The organism is Pseudomonas laurylsulfativorans (assembly GCF_002906155.1).
In the GTDB taxonomy this organism is placed as follows: domain Bacteria; phylum Pseudomonadota; class Gammaproteobacteria; order Pseudomonadales; family Pseudomonadaceae; genus Aquipseudomonas; species Aquipseudomonas laurylsulfativorans.
Genome location: NZ_MUJK01000002.1, coordinates 538,720 through 559,502 on the forward strand (window position 1 = coordinate 538,720; position 20,783 = coordinate 559,502).

Consider the following 20,783-nt stretch of genomic DNA (forward strand, 5'->3'; position numbering starts at 1 on the left):
ATCACTATGCCGGCTTCATTCATTCACCTACGCCTGCACACTGAATACTCCCTGGTCGACGGTCTGGTGCGGATCAAGCCGCTGGTCAAGACCCTGGTCGGCATGAACATGCCTGCCGTAGCGGTCACCGACCAGAACAACATGTGTTCCCTGGTCAAATTCTATAAAAACGCCATGGGTGCCGGGATCAAGCCGATCTGCGGCGCCGACCTGTGGCTGTCGAACAAGGATCCGGACAACGCGCTGAGCCGGATCAGCCTGCTGGTGATGAACGCCGAAGGCTATCGCAATCTCACCGAGCTGATTTCCCGCGGCTTTATCGATGGTCAGCGCAATGGCGCGATCATCATCGAGCGCGAATGGGTCGCTGAAGCCAACGCTGGCTTGATCATGTTGTCGGCGGCCAAAGAAGGCGAGATCGGCCAGGCCATGCTCAGTGGCAACCCGGCGGAAGCGGAAACCCTGGCCCGCGAATGGATGGACGTGTTTCCGGATCGTTTCTACCTGGAAATCCAGCGCACCAACCGCCCGAACGATGAAGAGCAATTGCACGGCGCTGTAGCGCTGGCCGAGAAACTCGGTGCGCCGCTGGTGGCGACCAACGATGTGCGCTTCATCAAGCAGGAAGACTTCGCCGCCCACGAAACCCGCGTCTGCATCGGTGAGGGCCGTGCCCTCGACGATCCGCGGCGCTCGAAAAACTACAGCGATCAGCAGTACCTCAAAAGCGCCGAGGAAATGGCCGAGCTGTTCAGCGACATTCCCGAAGCGCTGGAAAACACCGTCGAGATCGCCAAGCGCTGCAACATCGAAGTGAAGCTGGGTACGCACTTCCTGCCCAACTTCCCGATCCCCGATGGCATGACCATCGACGAATACTTCCGCAAAGTCTCGTTCGATGGCCTGGAAGAGCGGCTTGCCGTTCTGCTGCCCAGGGACACCACCGAAGATTACGAGGCCAAACGTCAGGTCTATGTCGACCGGTTGAATTTTGAGCTGGATATCATTATCCAGATGGGGTTCCCCGGTTACTTCCTGATCGTGATGGACTTTATCCAGTGGGCCAAGAACAACGGCGTGCCGGTAGGTCCTGGCCGTGGATCGGGTGCCGGGTCGCTGGTGGCCTATGTGCAGAAGATCACTGACCTTGACCCGCTGGAATATGACCTGCTGTTCGAACGTTTCCTCAACCCGGAACGGGTATCCATGCCCGACTTCGACGTCGACTTCTGCATGGACGGTCGTGACCGGGTGATCGACTACGTGGCCGAGAAGTATGGCCGCAACGCGGTAAGCCAAATCATTACCTTCGGTTCCATGGCGGCGAAAGCTGTGGTCCGCGACGTGGCGCGGGTGCAGGGCAAGTCCTATGGTCTGGCGGACCGTCTGTCGAAGATGATTCCGTTCGAAGTCGGCATGACCCTGGAAAAGGCCTACGAGCAGGAAGAGATCCTGCGCGACTTCATCAAGGTCGATGAGGAAGCCGCGGAAATCTGGGAAATGGCCCGCAAGCTCGAAGGCGTTGTGCGTAACGTCGGCAAGCACGCCGGGGGTGTGGTGATCGCGCCAACCAAACTCACCGACTTTTCGCCGATTTATTGCGACGAGGCCGGTGACGGCCTGGTAACCCAGTTCGACAAGGATGACGTTGAGGCCGCCGGTCTGGTGAAGTTCGACTTCCTCGGCCTGCGAACCCTGACGATCATCGACTGGGCGCTGAAAACCATCAACCGCGACCGTGCCAAGGTCAATGAGCCGCCGCTGGATATCGCGTTCATCCCGCTGGACGACAAGCCGACCTACACGCTGTTGCAGAAAGCCGAAACCACGGCGGTGTTCCAGCTTGAATCCCGGGGCATGAAAGAGCTGATCAAAAAGCTCAAGCCTGACTGCCTGGAAGACTTGATCGCACTGGTGGCGCTGTTCCGTCCGGGCCCGTTGCAATCGGGCATGGTGGACGACTTCATCAACCGTAAGCACGGTCGCGCCGAGCTCGCGTATCCGCACTCGGACTACCAGTACGAAGGCCTCAAGCCAGTACTGGCACCGACTTACGGCATCATCCTGTATCAGGAACAGGTGATGCAGATTGCCCAGGTCATGGCCGGTTACACCCTTGGTGGTGCGGACATGCTGCGTCGAGCCATGGGTAAGAAAAAACCCGAGGAAATGGCCAAGCAGCGCGGCGGTTTCATTGAGGGTTGCGCGACCAACAATATCGACGCCGACCTCGCCGGTAACATTTTCGACCTGGTAGAAAAATTCGCCGGTTACGGTTTCAACAAATCCCACTCTGCCGCCTATGGCCTGGTGTCGTACCAGACCGCGTGGCTGAAGACGCACTACCCGGCGCCGTTCATGGCCGCGGTACTCTCGGCGGATATGCACAACACCGACAAGGTCGTGACCTTGATCGAAGAAGTGCGGACCATGAAGCTGCGTCTCGACGCGCCGGACGTAAACACGTCTGAGTTCAAGTTCACGGTGAACGACGAAGGCCGGATCATCTACGGCCTGGGCGCGATCAAAGGCGTGGGCGAGGGGCCGGTCGAGGCTATCACCGAGGCGCGTCTGGCCGGTCCGTTCAAGGATCTGTTCGATTTCTGCGCCCGGGTCGACCTCAAGCGCATCAACAAGCGCACCCTCGACGGTTTGATCCGAAGTGGTGCCCTGGATCGCCTCGGGCCGTATTTTCACGATGAGCAGAAGGCCTACCAGGCCAACATCGACCGAAATCGCGCGGTGCTGCTGACGGCCATGGAAGAAGCGATCAAAGCGGCCGAACAGACCGCGCGCACCCAGGACAGCGGTCACTCCGATCTGTTTGGCGGTCTGTTTGTCGAAGAAGACGCCGACGTCTACGCCAACCACCGCAAGGCCAAGGAGCTGACCCTCAAGGAACGCCTGAAAGGGGAGAAAGATACCCTCGGCCTGTACCTGACCGGTCACCCGATTGACGAATACGAAGGTGAAATCCGTCGTTTTGCCCGTCAGCGCATCATCGACCTCAAGCCGGCGCGCGATACCCAGACTGTCGCCGGGATGATCATCGCCTTGCGGGTGATGAAGAACAAAAAGGGCGACAAGATGGGGTTCATCACCCTTGACGACCGGTCTGGACGGATCGAGGCCTCGCTGTTTTCCGAGTCATTCCATGCTGCCCAGTCGCTGTTGCAGACCGACGCGATGGTGGTGGTCGAAGGCGAGGTCAGCAACGACGACTTCTCCGGTGGCCTGAAGTTGCGGGTCAAGCGGGTGATGAGCATGGAGGATGCGCGCACCAATCTCGCCGAAAGCCTGCGCCTGAAATTGCATGCCAAAGACCTCAAGGGCGATCAGCTACGCTGGCTGGGTGAATTGTTGAAGCGTCACCGCGGTGCGTGCCCGGTCACCATGGACTACACCAGCCCTGATGCAAAGGCCTTGTTGCAGTTCGGCGAAGGCTGGCGGATCGATCCGGCGGATGCGTTGATTCAAGCCTTGCGTGACCAGTTCGGGCGAGACAACGTCTTCCTCCAATACCGTTGAGCGGCAGGTGATATCAGAACGCCTGCCCGCAACCTGAATTTTTAATCTCGACCTCAACGCGCCTGTCCCTTAAGGTAGGGCGCGAATAGACAACCGGCCGGCCCAAGAACCCTTGGGACTCGACCCAAGACGGACGCCTATGAACCCGAATTTTCTAGATTTCGAACAGCCGATCGCCGACCTGCAAGCCAAGATCGAAGAGTTGCGCTTGGTCGGTAATGACAATTCGCTGAATATCGGCGATGAGATCTCCCGCCTGCAGGACAAGAGCAAAACGCTGACCGAAGACATCTTCGGCAAGCTGACCAGCTGGCAGATCGCACGTCTGGCGCGTCACCCGAAACGTCCTTATACCCTGGACTACATCGAACACATCTTCACCGAGTTCGATGAGTTGCACGGTGACCGCCACTTCTCCGACGACGCGGCTATCGTTGGCGGTATTGCCCGCCTGGACGACCAGCCTGTAATGATCATCGGTCACCAGAAGGGCCGTGAAGTGCGCGAGAAAGTTCGCCGCAACTTCGGCATGCCGCGTCCGGAAGGTTACCGCAAGGCTTGCCGCCTGATGGAAATGGCCGAGCGTTTCAAAATGCCGATCCTGACCTTCATCGACACCCCGGGTGCTTACCCTGGTATCGACGCTGAAGAGCGTAACCAGAGCGAGGCGATTGCCTGGAACCTGCGTGTCATGGCCCGCCTGAAAACCCCAATCATCGCCACCGTGATCGGTGAGGGTGGTTCCGGTGGTGCACTGGCGATTGGTGTCTGCGACCAGTTGAACATGCTGCAATACTCGACCTACGCGGTGATTTCGCCGGAAGGTTGCGCGTCGATTCTGTGGAAAACCGCCGAGAAAGCACCGGATGCCGCAGAAGCGATGGGCATCACCGCCGAGCGCCTCAAAGGCCTGGGCATTGTGGACAAGGTGATTGGCGAGCCATTGGGTGGTGCGCACCGTGACCCGGCGGCTGCCGCTGCATCGATTCGCGCCGAGCTGAGCTCGCAACTGGCGATGCTGAAGAAGTTCGATAACGACGCGCTGTTGAAGCGCCGTTATGATCGACTGATGAGCTACGGTCTCTGATCGAATACCGATTCGACCAGCGACGCAAACCACTGTGGGAGCGAGCTTGCTCGCGATGACGGTATAACAGTCGACGAATATGTTGAATGTTAAGCCGCTATCGCGAGCGAGCTCGCTCCCACATTTGATTTGTGCATAGGGGCAGATATGGGTCAGTCCGCGATTGATTTGCCTTCCAGGCTTTTGCTGAATCTGAAACCGTGGCGCAACGCCCAGGCCTGGCGCATTGCCTTCTCCGGCGGCCTCGACTCCACTGTCCTGCTGCACCTCCTTGCACTCCTCGCAAAAACCCAATCCCTGCCGGCGCTGAGCGCCATCCACGTGCATCACGGCCTGCAAGCCGTGGCCGATGCGTGGCCGGAACATTGTCGTTCTGTATGCGCCGCGCTGGGGGTCTCGTTACAGGTCGTTCGTGTGCAGGTGCAGCCCGGCGCCAGTCTGGAGCGGGCGGCCCGGGAAGCGCGCTATCTCGCGTTCAGCGATCTGGTTCAGGCCGGTGAAGTGCTGCTGACGGCCCAGCACTGCGACGATCAGGCGGAAACCCTGCTGTTCCGATTGCTGCGTGGGGCCGGCGTGCGAGGGCTATCGGGAATGCCGCGTCAGCGCCCGTTGGGCAAGGGTCATCTACTGCGGCCATTGCTTGATGTTACTCGGGCTGAACTGGAGGCTTATGCCAGCGAGCAAGGCTTGAGCTGGATCGAAGATCCTTCGAACCAGGATCGGCAGTACTCGCGCAACTACCTTCGGCATCAAGTCTTCCCCGCGCTGATCCGGCGCTGGCCACAAGCGCAGGCGACCATGGCCCGCAGCGCGGCGCATCTGGCTGAAGCGCAGGGGTTGCTCGAAGAGTTGGCGTGCATGGATTTGCGTGAGGCCAGCTCTGCCAGTGAGTTCGCCTGGCTGGGATTGCGATCCCTTGAGCTGGCGTCGCTTGTACATCTGTCTGAGGCCCGGCAGCGCAATGCCCTGAGTCACTGGCTCGAACCGTTGACACGCCTGCCGGACACCGACCATTGGTCGGGTTGGGAGGATTTGCGTGATGCCAGCGGTGATGCCTGCCCTGTGTGGCGGCTGGCCGATGGCGAACTGCACCGGGCGGGCGGGCGGATCTGGTGGTTGTCCGGTTGCTGGTTACGCCCACCACCTGCCGCCGGAGCGTGGCAGGCCCAGGCTTCAGCGTTGGCACTCCCGTACAACGGCGTGCTTTCGCTCACCGGGCAAATCCCCGATGGCCCGTTACAGATCCGCTATCGTGAAGGGGGAGAGGTCATGGCTTTGCCAGGCCGCGGCCATCGGGATCTGAAACGTTTGCTCAATGAAAGGGGTGTACCGTCCTTCGTGCGCGGCAGATTGCCGCTGCTCTACAAAGGCGACCAATTACTGGCAGTGGCTAACCTCGAAGGACTCGACGGTAGTGCGGGTGGAAGCTGGAATTTGCATTGGCAGCCACCAGGCGAGGATCTGGGTTTGAGATGAAAGGGGCTTTCCGGTAGACTACGCTCCCTTCTTGATACAACTTCTGTGGATTCGCCTGAATTGCAGGAGTTGCCGATTACCAAGCAGTCTTTGCTGGGCGATTCCAAAAAATGTGTAGCGAGCAACGAACCGGTGTTTCATTTCCCGGTCTGTCCCAACGCGGCGGTTTTTTTGAAAGGTGCACTGTGATTAATGCAGGTGATCGGGGGCTTCGGCCTTCCTTCGCTTTCCCCGGCGGCTCGGACCGCTTTAACGCAGACTTCTAGGGTTTTTCATGACGCGCTACATATTCGTCACGGGCGGTGTTGTTTCTTCATTGGGGAAAGGCATTGCATCGGCTTCATTGGCGGCCATCCTGGAGGCGCGGGGACTTAAGGTCACCATGCTGAAGCTGGACCCGTACATCAACGTCGACCCGGGCACCATGAGCCCGTTCCAGCACGGTGAAGTGTTCGTCACCCACGACGGCGCCGAGACCGACCTGGACCTGGGGCACTACGAGCGGTTCATCCGCACGACCATGACCCAGAACAACAACTTCACCACCGGCCGTGTCTACGAACACGTCCTGCGCAAAGAGCGCCGTGGTGACTACCTGGGTGCAACCATCCAGGTGATCCCGCACATCACCGACGAAATCAAGCGCCGCATCATCAAGGGTGCTGGCGACGCTGACGTGGCAATGGTCGAGATCGGTGGCACCGTGGGTGACATCGAGTCGCAACCGTTCCTCGAGGCGATCCGCCAACTGCGTTTCGAAGTCGGCGCCAAGCGCGCGATGCTGATGCACCTGACGCTGGTGCCTTACATCGCCACCGCCGGCGAAACCAAAACCAAGCCAACCCAGCACTCGGTGAAGGAACTGCGTTCCATCGGCCTGCAGCCAGACGTGTTGGTGTGCCGTTCCGATCACCCGATCGATGTCTCTTCCCGTCGCAAGATCGCGCAATTCACCAACGTTGAAGAACGTGCGGTGATCGCGCTGGAAGACGCCGACACCATCTACAAGATCCCGGGCATCCTGCACTCCCAGGGCCTGGACGATTTCGTCGTCGAGCGTTTCGGTCTGCAATGTGGCGGTGCCGATCTGTCCGAGTGGGAAGCTGTGGTCGACGCCAAGCTCAATCCTGAGCACGAAGTCACCATCGCCATGGTCGGCAAGTACATGGAACTGCTGGACGCGTACAAGTCGCTGATCGAAGCGATGAGCCACGCCGGTATCAGCAACCGTACCAAGGTCAACCTGCGCTACATCGATTCCGAAGACATCGAGAACCAGGGCACCGCGCTGCTGGAAGGCGTCGACGCCATCCTGGTGCCTGGCGGCTTCGGCCTGCGTGGCGTTGAAGGCAAGATCACTGCCGTTCAGTACGCTCGCGAAAACAAGGTTCCTTACCTGGGCATCTGCCTGGGCATGCAAGTGGCCGTTATCGAATTCGCCCGTAACGTGATGGGCTGGAAAGACGCCAACTCCACCGAGTTCGATCGTGCCAGCGGTCACCCGGTCGTGGGCCTGATCACCGAGTGGGAAGATGCCACCGGCGCTGTCGAAACCCGTACCGAAACGTCCGACCTGGGCGGCACCATGCGCCTGGGCGCGCAGGATTGCCTGCTGGAGCCGGGTTCCCTGGTCCACGGCTGCTACGGCAAGGACGTGATCGTCGAGCGTCATCGTCATCGCTACGAAGTGAACAACAACCTGCTGCCGCAAATCATGGAAGCCGGTTTGAAAATCTCCGGTCGTTCCGGTGATGGCGCACTGGTTGAAGTGGTTGAAGCACCGGATCACCCATGGTTCGTCGCTTGCCAGTTCCACCCTGAGTTCACCTCGACGCCACGCGACGGTCACCCGCTGTTCAGCGGTTTCGTCAAGGCCGCGTTGGCTCAACACCAGAAGAAGGCTTAACCCCGATGGCACAGAAGATCATCCGCGTCGGCGACATCGAGATTGCCAACGACAAGCCCATGGTGCTGTTCGGCGGCATGAACGTGCTGGAAAGCCGTGACATGGCCATGCAGGTTTGCGAAGAGTATGTGAAGGTTACCGAAAAGCTCGGTATCCCTTACGTGTTCAAGGCCAGTTTCGACAAGGCCAACCGGTCTTCTGTGACCTCCTATCGTGGTCCTGGCCTGGAAGAAGGCATGCGCATCTTCCAGGACATCAAGCAAGCCTTCGGCGTGCCGATCATCACCGACGTTCACGAGCCTGATCAGGCAGCGGTCGTCGCTGAAGTCTGCGACATCATCCAGTTGCCAGCCTTCCTGTCGCGCCAGACCGACCTCGTGGTCGCGATGGCCAAAACGGGTGCAGTGATCAACATCAAGAAAGCCCAGTTCCTCGCTCCTCAGGAAATGAAGCACATCCTGAACAAGTGCGTGGAAGCGTGTAACGATCAGTTGATCCTCTGCGAACGCGGTTCAAGCTTTGGCTACAACAACCTGGTCGTCGACATGCTCGGCTTCGGCATCATGAAACAGTTCGAATACCCGGTGTTCTTCGACGTGACCCACGCGCTGCAAATGCCAGGTGGTCGCGCCGATTCCGCTGGCGGCCGTCGTGCTCAGGTCCTCGACCTGGCGAAGGCCGGTATGAGCCAGTCGCTGGCCGGCCTGTTCCTGGAAGCCCACCCGGATCCGGACAACGCCAAATGCGACGGTCCTTGCGCCTTGCGCCTGGACAAACTGGAGCCATTCCTGGCCCAGCTCAAAGCCCTGGACGAACTGGTGAAGAGTTTTCCGACGGTAGAAACCGCGTAATCCTCAAATCTCCGGTAAAGTACCGCACGATTAAACGCTCAGGCCCTCGGGCCTGAGCCTTGTCGTCTGCAAGACTGCCCGCTGCACCTCGCTTGCCGACGATCAAAGATTTCCTACAGCTGCGTCGTTTTCGTCAACTTTGGAGTGTTTACAACAATGGCTAAAATCGTCGACATCAAAGGTCGTGAAGTTCTCGACTCCCGTGGCAATCCCACCGTGGAAGCGGACGTGCTTCTCGACAACGGCATCATCGGCAGTGCCTGCGCGCCGTCCGGTGCTTCCACTGGCTCGCGTGAAGCGCTCGAGCTGCGTGATGGCGACAAGAGCCGTTACCTGGGCAAGGGTGTTCTGAAGGCCGTAGCCAACATCAACGGTCCGATCCGCGACCTGTTGAAAGGCATGGACCCAAGCGACCAGAAAGCACTCGATCTGGCAATGATCAAGCTCGACGGTACTGAAAACAAAGGTTCCCTGGGCGCTAACGCGATCCTCGCCGTATCCCTGGCCGCGGCCAAGGCAGCAGCACAGGACCAGGACCTGCCGCTGTACGCTCACATCGCCAACCTGAACGGCACCCCGGGTGTCTACTCGATGCCGGTTCCGATGATGAACATCATCAACGGCGGCGAGCACGCCGATAACAACGTCGACATCCAGGAATTCATGGTTCAGCCGGTTGGCGCCAAGTCTTTCTCGGAAGGTCTGCGCATGGGCACCGAGATTTTCCACCACCTCAAAGCCGTGCTGAAGGCCCGTGGCCTGAGCACTGCCGTCGGTGACGAAGGTGGTTTCGCGCCGAACCTGGCTTCCAACGAAGACGCTTTGAAAGTGATCTCCGAAGCCGTGGCCAACGCCGGTTACAAGCTGGGCACCGACGTGACCCTGGCCCTGGACTGCGCGGCCAGCGAATTCTACGAAGACGGCAAGTACAACCTGTCCGGCGAAGGCCAGGTGTTCACCGCCGAAGGTTTTGCTGACTACCTCAAAGGCCTGACCGAGCGTTACCCGATCATCTCCATCGAAGATGGCCTGGACGAGTCCGACTGGGCTGGCTGGAAGATCCTCACCGACAAGATCGGCGAGAAAGTCCAACTGGTAGGCGACGACCTGTTCGTGACCAACACCAAGATCCTGAAAGAAGGCATCGATAAAAAGATCGCCAATTCGATCCTGATCAAGTTCAACCAGATCGGCACCCTGACCGAAACCCTGGAAGCCATCCAGATGGCCAAGGCTGCCGGTTACACTGCCGTGATCTCGCACCGCTCCGGCGAAACCGAAGATTCGACCATTGCCGACCTGGCGGTGGGCACCTCGGCTGGCCAGATCAAGACCGGCTCGCTGTGCCGTTCCGATCGCGTTTCCAAGTACAACCAACTGCTGCGTATCGAAGAGCAGTTGAACGGTAAAGCCAAGTACAACGGTCGCGGCGAGTTCCGCGGTTAAGAAGGTGCCCTGCCTCACCAATACTGCTTCTTTTTGACGGTGCCTGTTGTCGTCACACTGCGTTGCCGCTCCTCGCCATAGCCAGCTATGACTCGTCGCGGCGCCTTGTCTGACAACAACAGTCACTCGCCAAAAAAGAAGCGTATTGGTCAGGCAGAGCACGAGCTGGTAAAAAGTCAGCGGATTGTGTCGGAAAAATCGCTCCAGCGACGTTTTTGCCACTAATCTGATGCCTTATAAGCACAAGCCTGGTTCTTCCAGGCTTCGTGCTATCAGAAACTTCACGTTTGGCATGGCTGTCTTTTTTCACTGGATACCTGATATTCGATGCGCAGTCCCAATTGGTTGTTCCTCATCCTGCTTTTGTTGCTGGCTGGCCTGCAGTACCGCCTGTGGGTGGGAAATGGCAGTCTGGCGCAAGTGGCCGAGTTGAATCAGCAGATTGCGGACCAGCATGCCGAGAATGAGGCGCTGCTGGAGCGCAACCGGGTGATGGACGCCGAAGTCAGTGAGTTGAAAAAGGGCATGGAGACCGTCGAAGAGCGGGCTCGCCATGAGTTGGGCATGGTCAAGGACGGTGAAACCCTTTACCAGCTGGCGCAATGAACCAGGCGCTACCGGCCTTCTGGGCCGTGATTCCCGCCGCGGGCGTTGGTGCCCGTATGGCCGCGGACCGTCCCAAGCAATACTTGCAACTGGGCGGGCGCACTATTCTCGAACACAGCCTCGGCTGTTTCCTCGATCATCCAGGCCTGAAAGGTTTGGTGGTCAGTGTTGCTGTTGACGATCCTTATTGGCCGAACCTGGCGTGTGCCAGTGATCCGCGTATTGCCCGGGTCGAGGGCGGTTCCGAACGTTCCGGGTCGGTGCTCAATGCGTTGTTGCACTTGCATGCGCAGGGCGCTGATGATGAGGATTGGGTATTGGTTCACGATGCCGCACGACCGAATCTGGCCCGAGATGATCTCGATAAATTGTTGGGTGAACTGGCGGATGATCCGGTCGGTGGTTTGTTGGCGGTTCCGGCGCGGGATACGCTCAAGCGGGTCGACAAGCACGGTCGTGTGGTCGAAACCGTGGATCGCAGCGTGATCTGGCAGGCCTACACGCCGCAGATGTTTCGCCTCGGGGCGTTGCATCGGGCTTTGGCAGACAGTCTGGTGGCGGATGCGGTGGTCACCGATGAAGCTTCGGCCATGGAGTGGGCCGGTTCGGCACCGCGGCTGATCGAAGGGCGATCCGACAACCTCAAGGTGACGCGTCCTGAGGATTTGGAGTGGTTGCGTCAGCGTTGGGCCAATCGTCGCTGATTGACTTGAAGCCGAGTTGCCCCGATAGCGAGCAAGCTTGTTCCTACAGGGGGCAGTGGCGTTCAAAAGATCTTCGTTCGACACCGACCACTGTAGGAGCGGGCTTGCCCGCGATTGCGGTAGTTCAGTCAGTAAATGTTTAACGGTACCGCCTCGGTAAACTCAACCCCGGTATTCAGGCCTTTCAGCCAACCCCTCCTTCAAATAATCCACCAGCTTTCTCACCTTCGGCGACAAATGCCGCTGCTGTGGATACAACGCCCAAACCGCTGTGTTCGGTGGTTGATGTGCTTCGAGCAACGAAATCAATGCACCGCTGTTCAGATGCTCCAGCACGTAATAGTCCGGTAACTGACACAGACCTACACCTTGAAGCGCGGCATCCAGTACCGCTTGCCCACTGTTGCAACGCCAGTTTCCCTGCACTCGTTGCGAAAATTCCCGCCCGTTCTGTTCCAGTTGCCAGAGGTCCGAGCTGCCGATGAGGCAGTTGTGACGACTGAGTTCCGACAGGCTGTGCGGCCGGCCGTAATGTTCAAGGTAAGAAGGGGATGCGCATAGATACATACGCCGTGGCGCGAGGCGGGTGGCCACCAGCCGCGAATCTTGCAAGCGCCCAAGGCGGATCGCCAGATCGAGGCCGTCATGGACCAGGTCGAGTTGTCGGTTGGACAACTCGATGTCGACTCGCAGTTGTGGATACAACCCCATGAAACGGGTCACCAGCGGTACGATGAAGCGTTCACCGTAAGCCACGGCGCACGTCATGCGCAGCATGCCTTTGGGTTCGCTGGTCAAGTCGCCGACCGCGCGCAGCGCTTCCTCGCGGCCGTCCTGCAAGCGTTGGCAATGCTGCAGGAAGGTTTGCCCGGCCTCGGTCAGCGCGACCCGGCGGGTACTGCGGTAGAGCAAACGGGTTTGCAGGCGCTCTTCGAGGCGTACGATTTGTCGACTGATATGGGAGGAAGAAACTCCCAGGCGTTCCGCTGCCGCGGTGAACTGGTTGCACTCGGCAACGGCGACAAACTCGTCGATCCCTTCCCAGCGGTTTTCGGACATCAATGATTATCCCTGTATGGCAATAATATTTTGCATTTGACCCGATTATTCATCGTTGAGCCCTGTATTACACTCCCTGTCTCGTTTTTATTCACTGGAGAACCACCATGATCAAGTCGCGCGCGGCCGTTGCCTTCGAGGCCAAGAAACCTCTGGAGATCGTTGAAGTCGATGTCGCCATGCCAAAGGCGGGTGAAGTGTTGCTGCGCGTGGTGGCCTCCGGTGTTTGCCATACCGATGCCTACACACTGTCTGGCGCTGATCCAGAGGGCATCTTCCCGTCGATACTGGGCCATGAAGGTGGTGCGATCGTGGAAGCGATTGGCGAGGGCGTGACGTCCGTCGCGGTCGGCGACCATGTGATCCCGCTGTACACCCCGGAATGCCGTCAGTGCAAATTCTGCCTGTCGGGCAAAACCAACCTCTGTCAGGCCATTCGCGCGACCCAGGGCAAAGGCTTGATGCCCGATGGCACATCGCGGTTTTCCTACAAGGGCGAAACGATTTTCCACTACATGGGGACGTCCACGTTTTCCGAGTACACCGTCCTGCCGGAAATCTCCGTGGCGAAGATCGCTAAAGAAGCGCCACTGGAAAAAGTCTGTCTGCTGGGCTGCGGCGTCACCACCGGCATCGGCGCGGTGCTCAACACCGCCAAGGTGAAACCGGGCGATACCGTGGCCATTTTCGGCCTCGGTGGCATTGGGCTGTCGGCGGTGATTGGCGCTGTGAAAGCCAAGGCTGCGCGCATCATTGCCATCGACATCAACCCGGCGAAATTCGAAATCGCCAAACAGTTGGGTGCAACCGATTGCGTGAACCCGAAAGACTTCGATCGTCCGATCCAGGAAGTCATCGTTGACATGACCGATGGCGGCGTCGATTTTTCCTTCGAGTGCATCGGTAACGTGCAACTGATGCGCGCGGCACTGGAGTGCTGCCACAAGGGCTGGGGCGAGTCGGTCATCATCGGCGTTGCCGGTGCCGGCCAGGAAATTGCTACCCGTCCATTCCAGTTGGTCACTGGCCGCGTCTGGCGTGGTTCGGCGTTCGGTGGCGTACGTGGCCGTACCGAGTTGCCGAGCTATGTGGAAATGGCCGAGACCGGTGAGATTCCGCTGGATACCTTCATCACCCACACCATGGGCCTGGAAGATATCAACAAGGCGTTTGACCTGATGCATGAAGGAAAAAGCATCCGTTCCGTCATCCATTTCTGAGGTCTGTCATGAGCCTGGAAAACATCTCCTGCCAGAAAAGCTTCGGCGGCTGGCACAAGCGCTATCGCCATCGCTCGGAAGTGCTCGGTTGCGACATGGTGTTCGCCGTCTACCTGCCGCCGCAGGCGGAGCAGGGCGGCAAGCTGCCGGTATTGTACTGGTTGTCCGGTCTGACCTGTACTGACGAGAACTTCATGCAAAAGGCTGGTGCCATGCGCATGGCTGCCGAGTTGGGGCTGATCATCGTCGCACCGGACACCAGCCCTCGCGGTCCTGACGTGCCGGGCGATCCGGATGGCGCCTGGGACTTCGGCCTCGGCGCCGGGTTTTATCTGAATGCCACCCAGGAACCTTGGTCGCGTCACTATCGGATGCACGACTATGTGGTGCAGGAATTGCCGACATTGGTCGAAGCCCATTTCCCGGCATCGGACAAACGCGGCATCAGCGGTCACTCCATGGGTGGCCACGGCGCGCTGGTCTGTGCCTTGCGCAATCCGGGGCGCTATCTGTCGGTGTCGGCGTTCTCGCCCATCAACAATCCGATGGATTGCCCGTGGGGACAGAAAGCCTTTTCCCGCTATCTGGGCGAGGACCGTTCGAAATGGCGCGAATGGGATGCCTGTGTGTTGATTGCCGAGGCCGAAGAAAAGCTGCCGTTGTTGGTCGACCAGGGTGATCGCGACGATTTCCTCGCCAACCAGCTCAAGCCGGACGCCTTGCAGCAGGCGGCCAAACTGGCCGGTCATCCGCTGACGTTGCGACTGCAACCGGGCTATGACCACAGCTATTTCTTCATCGCCAGTTTCATCGATGAGCACTTGCGGCATCACGCGCATGCTCTGGTTGGCTAATGCAGGTAGAATCACGCCCTGACAAAAATCGGGGCGTTTTTTTATGCGTATTGGCCACGGCTATGATGTGCACCGTTTCGCTGACGGCGATTTCATCACTCTGGGCGGCGTGCGCATTGCGCACAGTTTCGGGTTGCTCGCTCACTCCGACGGTGACGTCCTCTTGCACGCCTTGAGCGATGCCTTGCTCGGCGCCGCGGCGCTGGGCGACATCGGCAAACATTTCCCTGATACCGACCCACAATTCAAGGGCGCCGACAGCCGTGCGTTGCTGCGTCACGTCGTCGCGCTGGTCCATGCCAAAGGCTGGAAAGTCGGCAACGTCGATAACACCATCGTCGCCCAGGCGCCGAAAATGGCCCCGCATATCGAATCGATGCGCGCGCTGATTGCCGCGGATCTTCAAATAGAGTTGGATCAAGTGAACGTGAAAGCTACCACCACCGAAAAGCTCGGCTTTGTCGGTCGCGAAGAAGGCATTGCCGTGCATTCCGTTGCCTTGTTGCTGCGCGCATGAACGAACTGCAACTGCTCGGCCCGCGAGCCTATGGTGAAGCCCTTGGTACTGCGGTACTCAAAGCCATCGCGGAAGATTTCCAGGTCGACGAAGTTCTCGACATTCCCCTGAGTGGTGAAGGCGAACACCTGTGGATTTGGGTGGAAAAGCGCGATCTGAACACGGAGGAAGCGGCGCGACGGATTGCCAAGGCTGCGGGTGTGCCATTGCGCACCGTCAGTTATGCCGGGCTCAAGGATCGTCAGGCGTTGACTCGCCAGTGGTTCAGTGTGCAGTTGCCGGGTAAGGCCGACCCTGATCTGTCGGCTGCGGAAAACGATACGCTGAAGATCCTCAAGACCACCCGCCACAAGCGCAAGCTGCAACGAGGTGCGCACTCGGCCAATGGCTTCACATTGCGCCTGACGCAATTCGCCGGCGACAAGTCAGCGATTGAAGAGCGGCTGCAACTGATCGCCAAACAAGGCATCCCCAATTATTTCGGCGCCCAGCGTTTCGGTCATGACGGCGGTAACGTGGTCGATGCTCGCGCCTGGGCTGCGCGCAAAGCCTTGCCGGAGCAGCGCAATGTGCGCTCGCGCCTGCTCTCCACGGCGCGCAGTTTTCTGTTCAATCAGGTACTGGCCGCACGTGTCGCCGATGGCACCTGGCAGCGTGCCCAGGTCGGCGATCTGCTGGCGTTCACCGACAGTCGCAGCTTTTTCCCGGCAGGCGAAGCCGAGTGCAGCGATCCGCGCCTGGCGATTCTCGATCTGCACCCAACCGGTCCGCAATGGGGCGAAGGTGACTCGCCGGCCACGGGCGTTGTCCATGAACTGGAGCAGGCCATCGCCGCACGCGAAGCGGATTTGCGTGATTGGTTGATCAACGCCGGTATGAGCCACGAACGTCGCATCCTGCGGCTGCCCATTGGCGGGTTGACGTGGCATTATCCCGAGCCTGACATTCTGCAACTGGAATTCGTCCTGCCGGCCGGATGCTTCGCCACCGTATTGGTGCGTGAGCTTGTTGATCTGGTGCCGGTGGGGCAGACGGACAGCCCATGCGTATTCTGATTTCTAACGACGATGGGGTAACCGCACCCGGTCTCGCCGCGCTTTATGCTGCGCTGGCGGATTACACCGAATGCGTGGTTATCGCCCCGGACCAGGACAAAAGCGGCGCCAGCAGTTCGCTGACGCTCGACCGTCCGTTGCACCCGCAAACCCTGGCCAACGGCTTTATCAGCCTCAATGGCACGCCAACCGATTGCGTGCATCTGGGCCTCAACGGCCTGCTGGAGCACGAAGCGGACATGGTGGTTTCCGGTATCAACCTGGGGGCGAACCTGGGGGACGATGTGCTGTATTCCGGTACGGTGGCGGCAGCCCTAGAGGGACGTTTCCTGAAACATCCGTCGTTTGCCTTTTCGCTGGTCTCACGACAGGTAGAGAACCTTCCCACAGCTGCCTATTTCGCGCGCAAGTTGGTCGAGGCTCATGCTGACCTCGATCTGCCACCGCGTACGGTACTGAACGTGAACATTCCCAATTTGCCGCTGGACCGCATCCGCGGTATCCAGTTGACTCGCCTGGGCCATCGCGCCCGAGCCGCGGCACCGATAAAAGTGGTGGATCCGCGAGGCAAGTCCGGTTACTGGATCGCGGCGGCCGGGGATGCCGAAGACGGCGGCCCGGGTACCGATTTCCATGCGGTGATGCAGGGTTATGTTTCGATCACGCCGCTGCAACTGGATCGCACGTTCAATGATGCCTTCAGAAGTCTGGACGGCTGGCTGGAGGGACTGCGCTGATGGGTCGCGAACAAGACGATATGCTGCGTCGCGGCATTGGCATGACCTCCCAGCGAACCCGGGAGCGGCTCATCCAGCGCCTGTACGAAGAAGGTATCTCCAACGCCAGGGTGCTGGAGGTCATCCGCCGCACCCCGCGTCACCTGTTCGTCGACGAAGCCTTGGCGCACCGTGCCTATGAAGACACCGCGCTGCCGATCGGCAATAACCAGACCATCTCCCAGCCTTATATGGTGGCGCGCATGAGCGAGCTGCTGCTGGAGGCCGGTCCCCTCGACAAGGTGCTGGAAATCGGCACCGGGTCGGGCTACCAGACGGCGGTGCTGTCGCAACTGGTCGAGCGTGTGTTCTCGGTCGAACGCATCAAGGTTCTGCAGGATCGGGCAAAGGAACGTCTGGTCGAACTGAACCTGCGCAACGTGGTGTTCCGCTGGGGCGATGGCTGGGAGGGCTGGCCGGCACTGGCGCCGTACAACGGGATTATCGTCACCGCAGTGGCGACCGATGTGCCTCAGGCTCTGCTTGACCAGTTGGCACCGGGAGGCCGAATGGTGATCCCGGTCGGGGCCGGCGAAGTCCAGCAATTGATGCTGATCATCCGCGAGGAACAAGGTTTTTCCAGGCATGTTCTGGGGGCGGTGCGCTTCGTGCCATTGCTCAATGGGCCACTGGCCTGAGCATTTGTTTCGGCACGCTGAATTCTCTTCGATTGCCTTTGTCTTACAGCGGCATCGTTTGGTTAAACGGGATTCATCGTCAGGCAGCAAACGTGTGCGCGACGCCGATTCGCCACATTAAAGGTAAAGCGTGCACGGCCCGTTATACTTGCGACAGTTCATGCCGGGCTCCGGCATTTCAAATTTTCAGCCACCACAGAGGGAGCGGCGGGTGAGTCTCACAGTCATTGCGCAGCGTATGAGTAAAACGAGCTTTCAGCGCCTGGTGACTGGCCTTGTCTTGAGCACCTTGCTGGTCGGTTGTTCCAGCAACAAATCCAGCGATGTACGTGTTGTGGATCGCAACAATGCCGCGCCTCAGCGCCCGGCCGTGACCACGGGACAATATGTCGTCCGTCCGAAGGACACCCTGTTCTCCATCGCTTTCCGTTACGGCTGGGACTACAAGGCACTGGCGGCACGCAACAACATTCCAGCGCCTTACACCATCCATCCGGGTCAGACGATTCGCTTTGATGGTCGCACCGATTCAACCTCAACGGCGGTGGTCAGTTCCTCCAGTTCAACACCTTCGTCGTCGAGTAAAACCACGGTCATCCGTCGTTCGGCAAACGGTACGACCACCAGTACTACGACGGTTGTGCCGTCCGTCGCGAACAAACCTGAACCTGCTCCATTGCCCCCTCCCGGGCCAGCCCCGACCGGCTGGGGATGGCCATCTAATGGCATTCTGATTGGAAAATTCTCTTCAAACGGTAGTTTGAATAAAGGAATTGATATCGCCGGAGATTTGGGACAGCCTGTTTTAGCTGCGTCTGATGGGACGGTGGTGTACGCCGGGAGTGGCTTAAGGGGCTACGGCGAATTAGTGATCATCAAGCACAGTGAAACCTACGTCAGTGCCTACGGACATAATCGCAGGCTGTTGGTTCGGGAGGGGCAGCAGGTCAAGGTCGGACAGACAATTGCCGAAATGGGGTCAACGGGTACAGACCGGGTGAAACTGCATTTTGAGATTCGCCGCCAGGGTAAGCCTGTAGATCCGCTGCAATTCCTGCCACGTCGTTGATCGCTTACCAGCCTGTTCCTCGCGTAGAGGGGACAGGCTCCAGCGTTGCCAGGGAGAAAGGCGCCGCTTGAGCTTGAGGTCGAACTCACCAAAGGACTATAACAATGGCTCTCAGTAAAGAAGTGCCGGAGTTTGACATCGACGATGAGGTTCTCCTGATGGAGAGCAGCATCGATACGGATTCGATGTCGAATGATGAAGGGGCGGCTCCACCTTCCGTTCGTGCCAAATCCAAACACTCCGCAACGTTGAAACAACACAAGTACATTGACTACACGCGGGCACTAGATGCCACGCAGCTGTATCTCAATGAAATTGGTTTCTCTCCCCTGTTGTCACCCGAAGAAGAAGTTCATTTTGCGCGCCTGTCGCAAAGTGGCGATCCGGCCGGGCGCAAACGCATGATTGAAAGCAACCTGCGGCTGGTGGTGAAAATCGCCCGACGCTACGTCAATCGTGGGCTGTCGCTGCTGGACTTAATCGAAGAGGGCAACCTCGGCTTGATCCGGGCGGTGGAGAAGTTCGATCCGGAACGCGGTTTCCGCTTCTCGACCTACGCGACCTGGTGGATTCGCCAGACCATCGAACGCGCAATCATGAATCAGACCCGGACGATCCGGTTGCCGATCCATGTGGTCAAAGAGCTGAACGTGTACCTGCGGGCTGCTCGAGAGCTGACGCAAAAACTCGACCATGAACCCTCACCCGAAGAAATCGCCAACCTGCTGGAAAAGCCGGTGGGAGAGGTCAAGCGCATGCTCGGTCTTAACGAGCGGGTTTCTTCGGTCGACGTCTCGCTGGGTCCGGATTCGGATAAAACCCTGCTTGATACCCTGACTGACGACCGCCCAACCGATCCATGCGAACTGTTGCAGGACGACGACCTGTCCCAGAGCATCGATCAGTGGCTCTCGGAGTTGACCGACAAGCAACGCGAGGTGGTTGTACGCCGCTTCGGCCTGCGCGGTCATGAAAGCAGCACCCTTGAAGACGTAGGCCTGGAAATCGGCCTGACCCGTGAACGGGTCAGACAGATTCAGGTGGAAGGCTTGAAGCGGCTGCGCGAGATCCTGGAAAAAAATGGTCTGTCGAGTGAGTCGCTGTTCCAGTAAGGCGCTCGCGGCGATGGCAAAAAAACCCCGACTGGTTCGGGGTTTTTTGTTACCTGGGCTCTGGTACGGGTCAGCTCGCAATATTGGTTTCCTGCTGTAAGCCTTGGCTTACTCTTGCGTAGGTGTTCGTTATTTTTACACCCTGCCAGTCGCCCATGTTGTGCGTTTTTTGTCTGCATCTTTATGATTTATATGGCTATTTTTTATTGTTGATGAGATGTGACAGTTAGATTTTGCGCCAAAGGGCGATTGATCGTGTGGGGAAAAACTCTAGTATTCAGCTGGTGTCGACGGATAGACGCACCCTTCAAGGATGAAGGGGAATGGACATCGCAGGATGCGATTCATCAGGATGATGAAAAGGAACACAGGGAATAGGGAAAAAATGTGGGCGGGTCAAACCGCCCCTTTTTTTTACCCGCAGAAAAGCAAAAAGGCCCTTGTGGGGCCTTTTTCGCGAACGCGGGGGTAATCAGCGTTCGAGATCTGCGATCTTGCCTGGCTTGCCATCCCATTCTGCGGAATCAGGCATTGGATCTTTGCGTTCGGTGATGTTCGGCCAGATATCGGCCAACTCAGCGTTCAGCTCGATGAAGTTTTCCATGCCGGCAGGAACCTCATCTTCGGAGAAGATAGCCACGGCAGGGCATTCAGGTTCGCACAGCGCGCAATCGATGCACTCATCCGGGTGAATCACCAGGAAATTCGGGCCTTCGTAAAAGCAGTCCACCGGACAGACTTCTACGCAGTCGGTGTACTTGCACTTGATGCAGTTGTCGGTGACGACGAAGGTCATTTCTAATTTTCTCCTCAGGCGCGGCTTGCTGCGCCCCTTCTCGTAGGGGTCGCCAGGTTCGGGAGCGATAGTCTGCTGGCCAG

General features: G+C 58.7%; 18 protein-coding genes. 16 read left to right on the forward strand and 2 right to left on the reverse strand.

The window, feature by feature from the left end; all coding sequences use genetic code 11:
* Positions 1–6 precede the first annotated feature (6 nt).
* The 8 genes from dnaE (at position 7) to ispD (ending at position 11,604) form a co-directional block, all read left to right on the forward strand.
* Positions 7–3,528, forward strand: a complete 3,522-nt coding sequence (dnaE, locus tag B0D71_RS08795; RefSeq protein WP_103394433.1) for a DNA polymerase III subunit alpha — start codon at positions 7–9, stop codon at positions 3,526–3,528.
* A gap of 139 nt (positions 3,529–3,667) precedes the next feature.
* Entirely contained in the window at positions 3,668–4,615 is a 948-nt protein-coding gene (locus B0D71_RS08800; protein ID WP_103394434.1) for an acetyl-CoA carboxylase carboxyltransferase subunit alpha, read from the forward strand.
* Positions 4,616–4,762: 147 nt separating this feature from the next.
* Entirely contained in the window at positions 4,763–6,091 is a 1,329-nt protein-coding gene (gene tilS / locus B0D71_RS08810) for a tRNA lysidine(34) synthetase TilS (RefSeq protein WP_103394435.1), read from the forward strand.
* Positions 6,092–6,365: 274 nt separating this feature from the next.
* Entirely contained in the window at positions 6,366–7,997 is a 1,632-nt protein-coding gene (locus B0D71_RS08815) for a CTP synthase (protein ID WP_057716161.1), read from the forward strand.
* A 5-nt stretch (positions 7,998–8,002) separates the two neighbouring features.
* The gene (gene kdsA / locus B0D71_RS08820) at positions 8,003–8,848 is read left to right on the forward strand and encodes a 3-deoxy-8-phosphooctulonate synthase (RefSeq protein WP_103394436.1); all 846 of its coding nucleotides are present in this window, start codon (positions 8,003–8,005) and stop codon (positions 8,846–8,848) included.
* A 156-nt stretch (positions 8,849–9,004) separates the two neighbouring features.
* Complete coding sequence (gene eno / locus B0D71_RS08825) at positions 9,005–10,294, forward strand: phosphopyruvate hydratase (protein WP_103394437.1); 1,290 nt, start codon at positions 9,005–9,007, stop codon at positions 10,292–10,294.
* 327 nt (positions 10,295–10,621) lie between these two features.
* A complete protein-coding gene (gene ftsB, locus B0D71_RS08835) occupies positions 10,622–10,900 on the forward strand; it encodes a cell division protein FtsB (RefSeq protein WP_085724514.1) in 279 nt (92 codons plus the stop codon).
* Positions 10,897–11,604, forward strand: a complete 708-nt coding sequence (ispD, locus tag B0D71_RS08840; RefSeq protein WP_103394438.1) for a 2-C-methyl-D-erythritol 4-phosphate cytidylyltransferase — start codon at positions 10,897–10,899, stop codon at positions 11,602–11,604. Before ftsB ends, ispD begins: the two co-directional genes overlap by 4 nt.
* A 162-nt stretch (positions 11,605–11,766) precedes the next feature.
* On the opposite strand, the gene B0D71_RS08845 is transcribed toward ispD, so the two are convergent.
* Complete coding sequence (locus B0D71_RS08845; protein ID WP_103394439.1) at positions 11,767–12,663, reverse strand: LysR family transcriptional regulator; 897 nt, start codon at positions 12,661–12,663, stop codon at positions 11,767–11,769.
* Positions 12,664–12,770: 107 nt separating this feature from the next.
* Here B0D71_RS08845 and B0D71_RS08850 point away from each other — a divergent pair, with 107 nt between their 5' ends.
* From B0D71_RS08850 to rpoS, 8 genes are all read left to right on the forward strand, one after another.
* Complete coding sequence (locus tag B0D71_RS08850) at positions 12,771–13,883, forward strand: S-(hydroxymethyl)glutathione dehydrogenase/class III alcohol dehydrogenase (RefSeq protein WP_060541048.1); 1,113 nt, start codon at positions 12,771–12,773, stop codon at positions 13,881–13,883.
* An 8-nt stretch (positions 13,884–13,891) separates the two neighbouring features.
* Complete coding sequence (gene fghA / locus B0D71_RS08855; RefSeq protein ID WP_103394440.1) at positions 13,892–14,737, forward strand: S-formylglutathione hydrolase; 846 nt, start codon at positions 13,892–13,894, stop codon at positions 14,735–14,737.
* Between the two features lie 43 nt (positions 14,738–14,780).
* Positions 14,781–15,254, forward strand: coding sequence for a 2-C-methyl-D-erythritol 2,4-cyclodiphosphate synthase (gene ispF, locus B0D71_RS08860; protein ID WP_103394441.1), 474 nt, complete (start codon positions 14,781–14,783; stop codon positions 15,252–15,254).
* Positions 15,251–16,309: a tRNA pseudouridine(13) synthase TruD gene (gene truD, locus B0D71_RS08865; RefSeq protein WP_103394442.1), complete on the forward strand. Its 1,059-nt coding sequence runs from the start codon at positions 15,251–15,253 to the stop codon at positions 16,307–16,309. Before ispF ends, truD begins: the two co-directional genes overlap by 4 nt.
* The gene (gene surE, locus B0D71_RS08870; protein WP_103394443.1) at positions 16,297–17,046 is read left to right on the forward strand and encodes a 5'/3'-nucleotidase SurE; all 750 of its coding nucleotides are present in this window, start codon (positions 16,297–16,299) and stop codon (positions 17,044–17,046) included. The genes truD and surE overlap by 13 nt, the downstream gene beginning before the upstream one ends.
* A gap of 41 nt (positions 17,047–17,087) precedes the next feature.
* The gene (locus B0D71_RS08875) at positions 17,088–17,723 is read left to right on the forward strand and encodes a protein-L-isoaspartate(D-aspartate) O-methyltransferase (protein ID WP_172435346.1); all 636 of its coding nucleotides are present in this window, start codon (positions 17,088–17,090) and stop codon (positions 17,721–17,723) included.
* Between the two features lie 211 nt (positions 17,724–17,934).
* On the forward strand, positions 17,935–18,792 hold the full coding sequence (locus tag B0D71_RS08880; RefSeq protein WP_103394444.1) for a peptidoglycan DD-metalloendopeptidase family protein: 858 nt from the start codon (positions 17,935–17,937) through the stop codon (positions 18,790–18,792).
* 104 nt (positions 18,793–18,896) lie between these two features.
* Entirely contained in the window at positions 18,897–19,904 is a 1,008-nt protein-coding gene (gene rpoS, locus B0D71_RS08885; protein WP_103394445.1) for an RNA polymerase sigma factor RpoS, read from the forward strand.
* 472 nt (positions 19,905–20,376) lie between these two features.
* On the opposite strand, the gene fdxA is transcribed toward rpoS, so the two are convergent.
* A complete protein-coding gene (gene fdxA, locus B0D71_RS08890) occupies positions 20,377–20,700 on the reverse strand; it encodes a ferredoxin FdxA (protein ID WP_007970729.1) in 324 nt (107 codons plus the stop codon).
* Between the last annotated feature and the right edge of the window lie 83 nt (positions 20,701–20,783).

What these genes read in the sequence shown, in the direction of transcription:
- dnaE (WP_103394433.1), top strand. Translation starts at nt 7, where the DNA reads ATGCCGGCTTCATTCATTCACCTACGCCTGCACACTGAATACTCCCTG.
- B0D71_RS08800 (WP_103394434.1), top strand. Translation starts at nt 3,668, where the DNA reads ATGAACCCGAATTTTCTAGATTTCGAACAGCCGATCGCCGACCTGCAA.
- tilS (WP_103394435.1), top strand. Translation starts at nt 4,763, where the DNA reads ATGGGTCAGTCCGCGATTGATTTGCCTTCCAGGCTTTTGCTGAATCTG.
- B0D71_RS08815 (WP_057716161.1), top strand. Translation starts at nt 6,366, where the DNA reads ATGACGCGCTACATATTCGTCACGGGCGGTGTTGTTTCTTCATTGGGG.
- kdsA (WP_103394436.1), top strand. Translation starts at nt 8,003, where the DNA reads ATGGCACAGAAGATCATCCGCGTCGGCGACATCGAGATTGCCAACGAC.
- eno (WP_103394437.1), top strand. Translation starts at nt 9,005, where the DNA reads ATGGCTAAAATCGTCGACATCAAAGGTCGTGAAGTTCTCGACTCCCGT.
- ftsB (WP_085724514.1), top strand. Translation starts at nt 10,622, where the DNA reads ATGCGCAGTCCCAATTGGTTGTTCCTCATCCTGCTTTTGTTGCTGGCT.
- ispD (WP_103394438.1), top strand. Translation starts at nt 10,897, where the DNA reads ATGAACCAGGCGCTACCGGCCTTCTGGGCCGTGATTCCCGCCGCGGGC.
- B0D71_RS08845 (WP_103394439.1), bottom strand. Translation starts at nt 12,663, where the DNA reads ATGTCCGAAAACCGCTGGGAAGGGATCGACGAGTTTGTCGCCGTTGCC.
- B0D71_RS08850 (WP_060541048.1), top strand. Translation starts at nt 12,771, where the DNA reads ATGATCAAGTCGCGCGCGGCCGTTGCCTTCGAGGCCAAGAAACCTCTG.
- fghA (WP_103394440.1), top strand. Translation starts at nt 13,892, where the DNA reads ATGAGCCTGGAAAACATCTCCTGCCAGAAAAGCTTCGGCGGCTGGCAC.
- ispF (WP_103394441.1), top strand. Translation starts at nt 14,781, where the DNA reads ATGCGTATTGGCCACGGCTATGATGTGCACCGTTTCGCTGACGGCGAT.
- truD (WP_103394442.1), top strand. Translation starts at nt 15,251, where the DNA reads ATGAACGAACTGCAACTGCTCGGCCCGCGAGCCTATGGTGAAGCCCTT.
- surE (WP_103394443.1), top strand. Translation starts at nt 16,297, where the DNA reads ATGCGTATTCTGATTTCTAACGACGATGGGGTAACCGCACCCGGTCTC.
- B0D71_RS08875 (WP_172435346.1), top strand. Translation starts at nt 17,088, where the DNA reads ATGACCTCCCAGCGAACCCGGGAGCGGCTCATCCAGCGCCTGTACGAA.
- rpoS (WP_103394445.1), top strand. Translation starts at nt 18,897, where the DNA reads ATGGCTCTCAGTAAAGAAGTGCCGGAGTTTGACATCGACGATGAGGTT.
- fdxA (WP_007970729.1), bottom strand. Translation starts at nt 20,700, where the DNA reads ATGACCTTCGTCGTCACCGACAACTGCATCAAGTGCAAGTACACCGAC.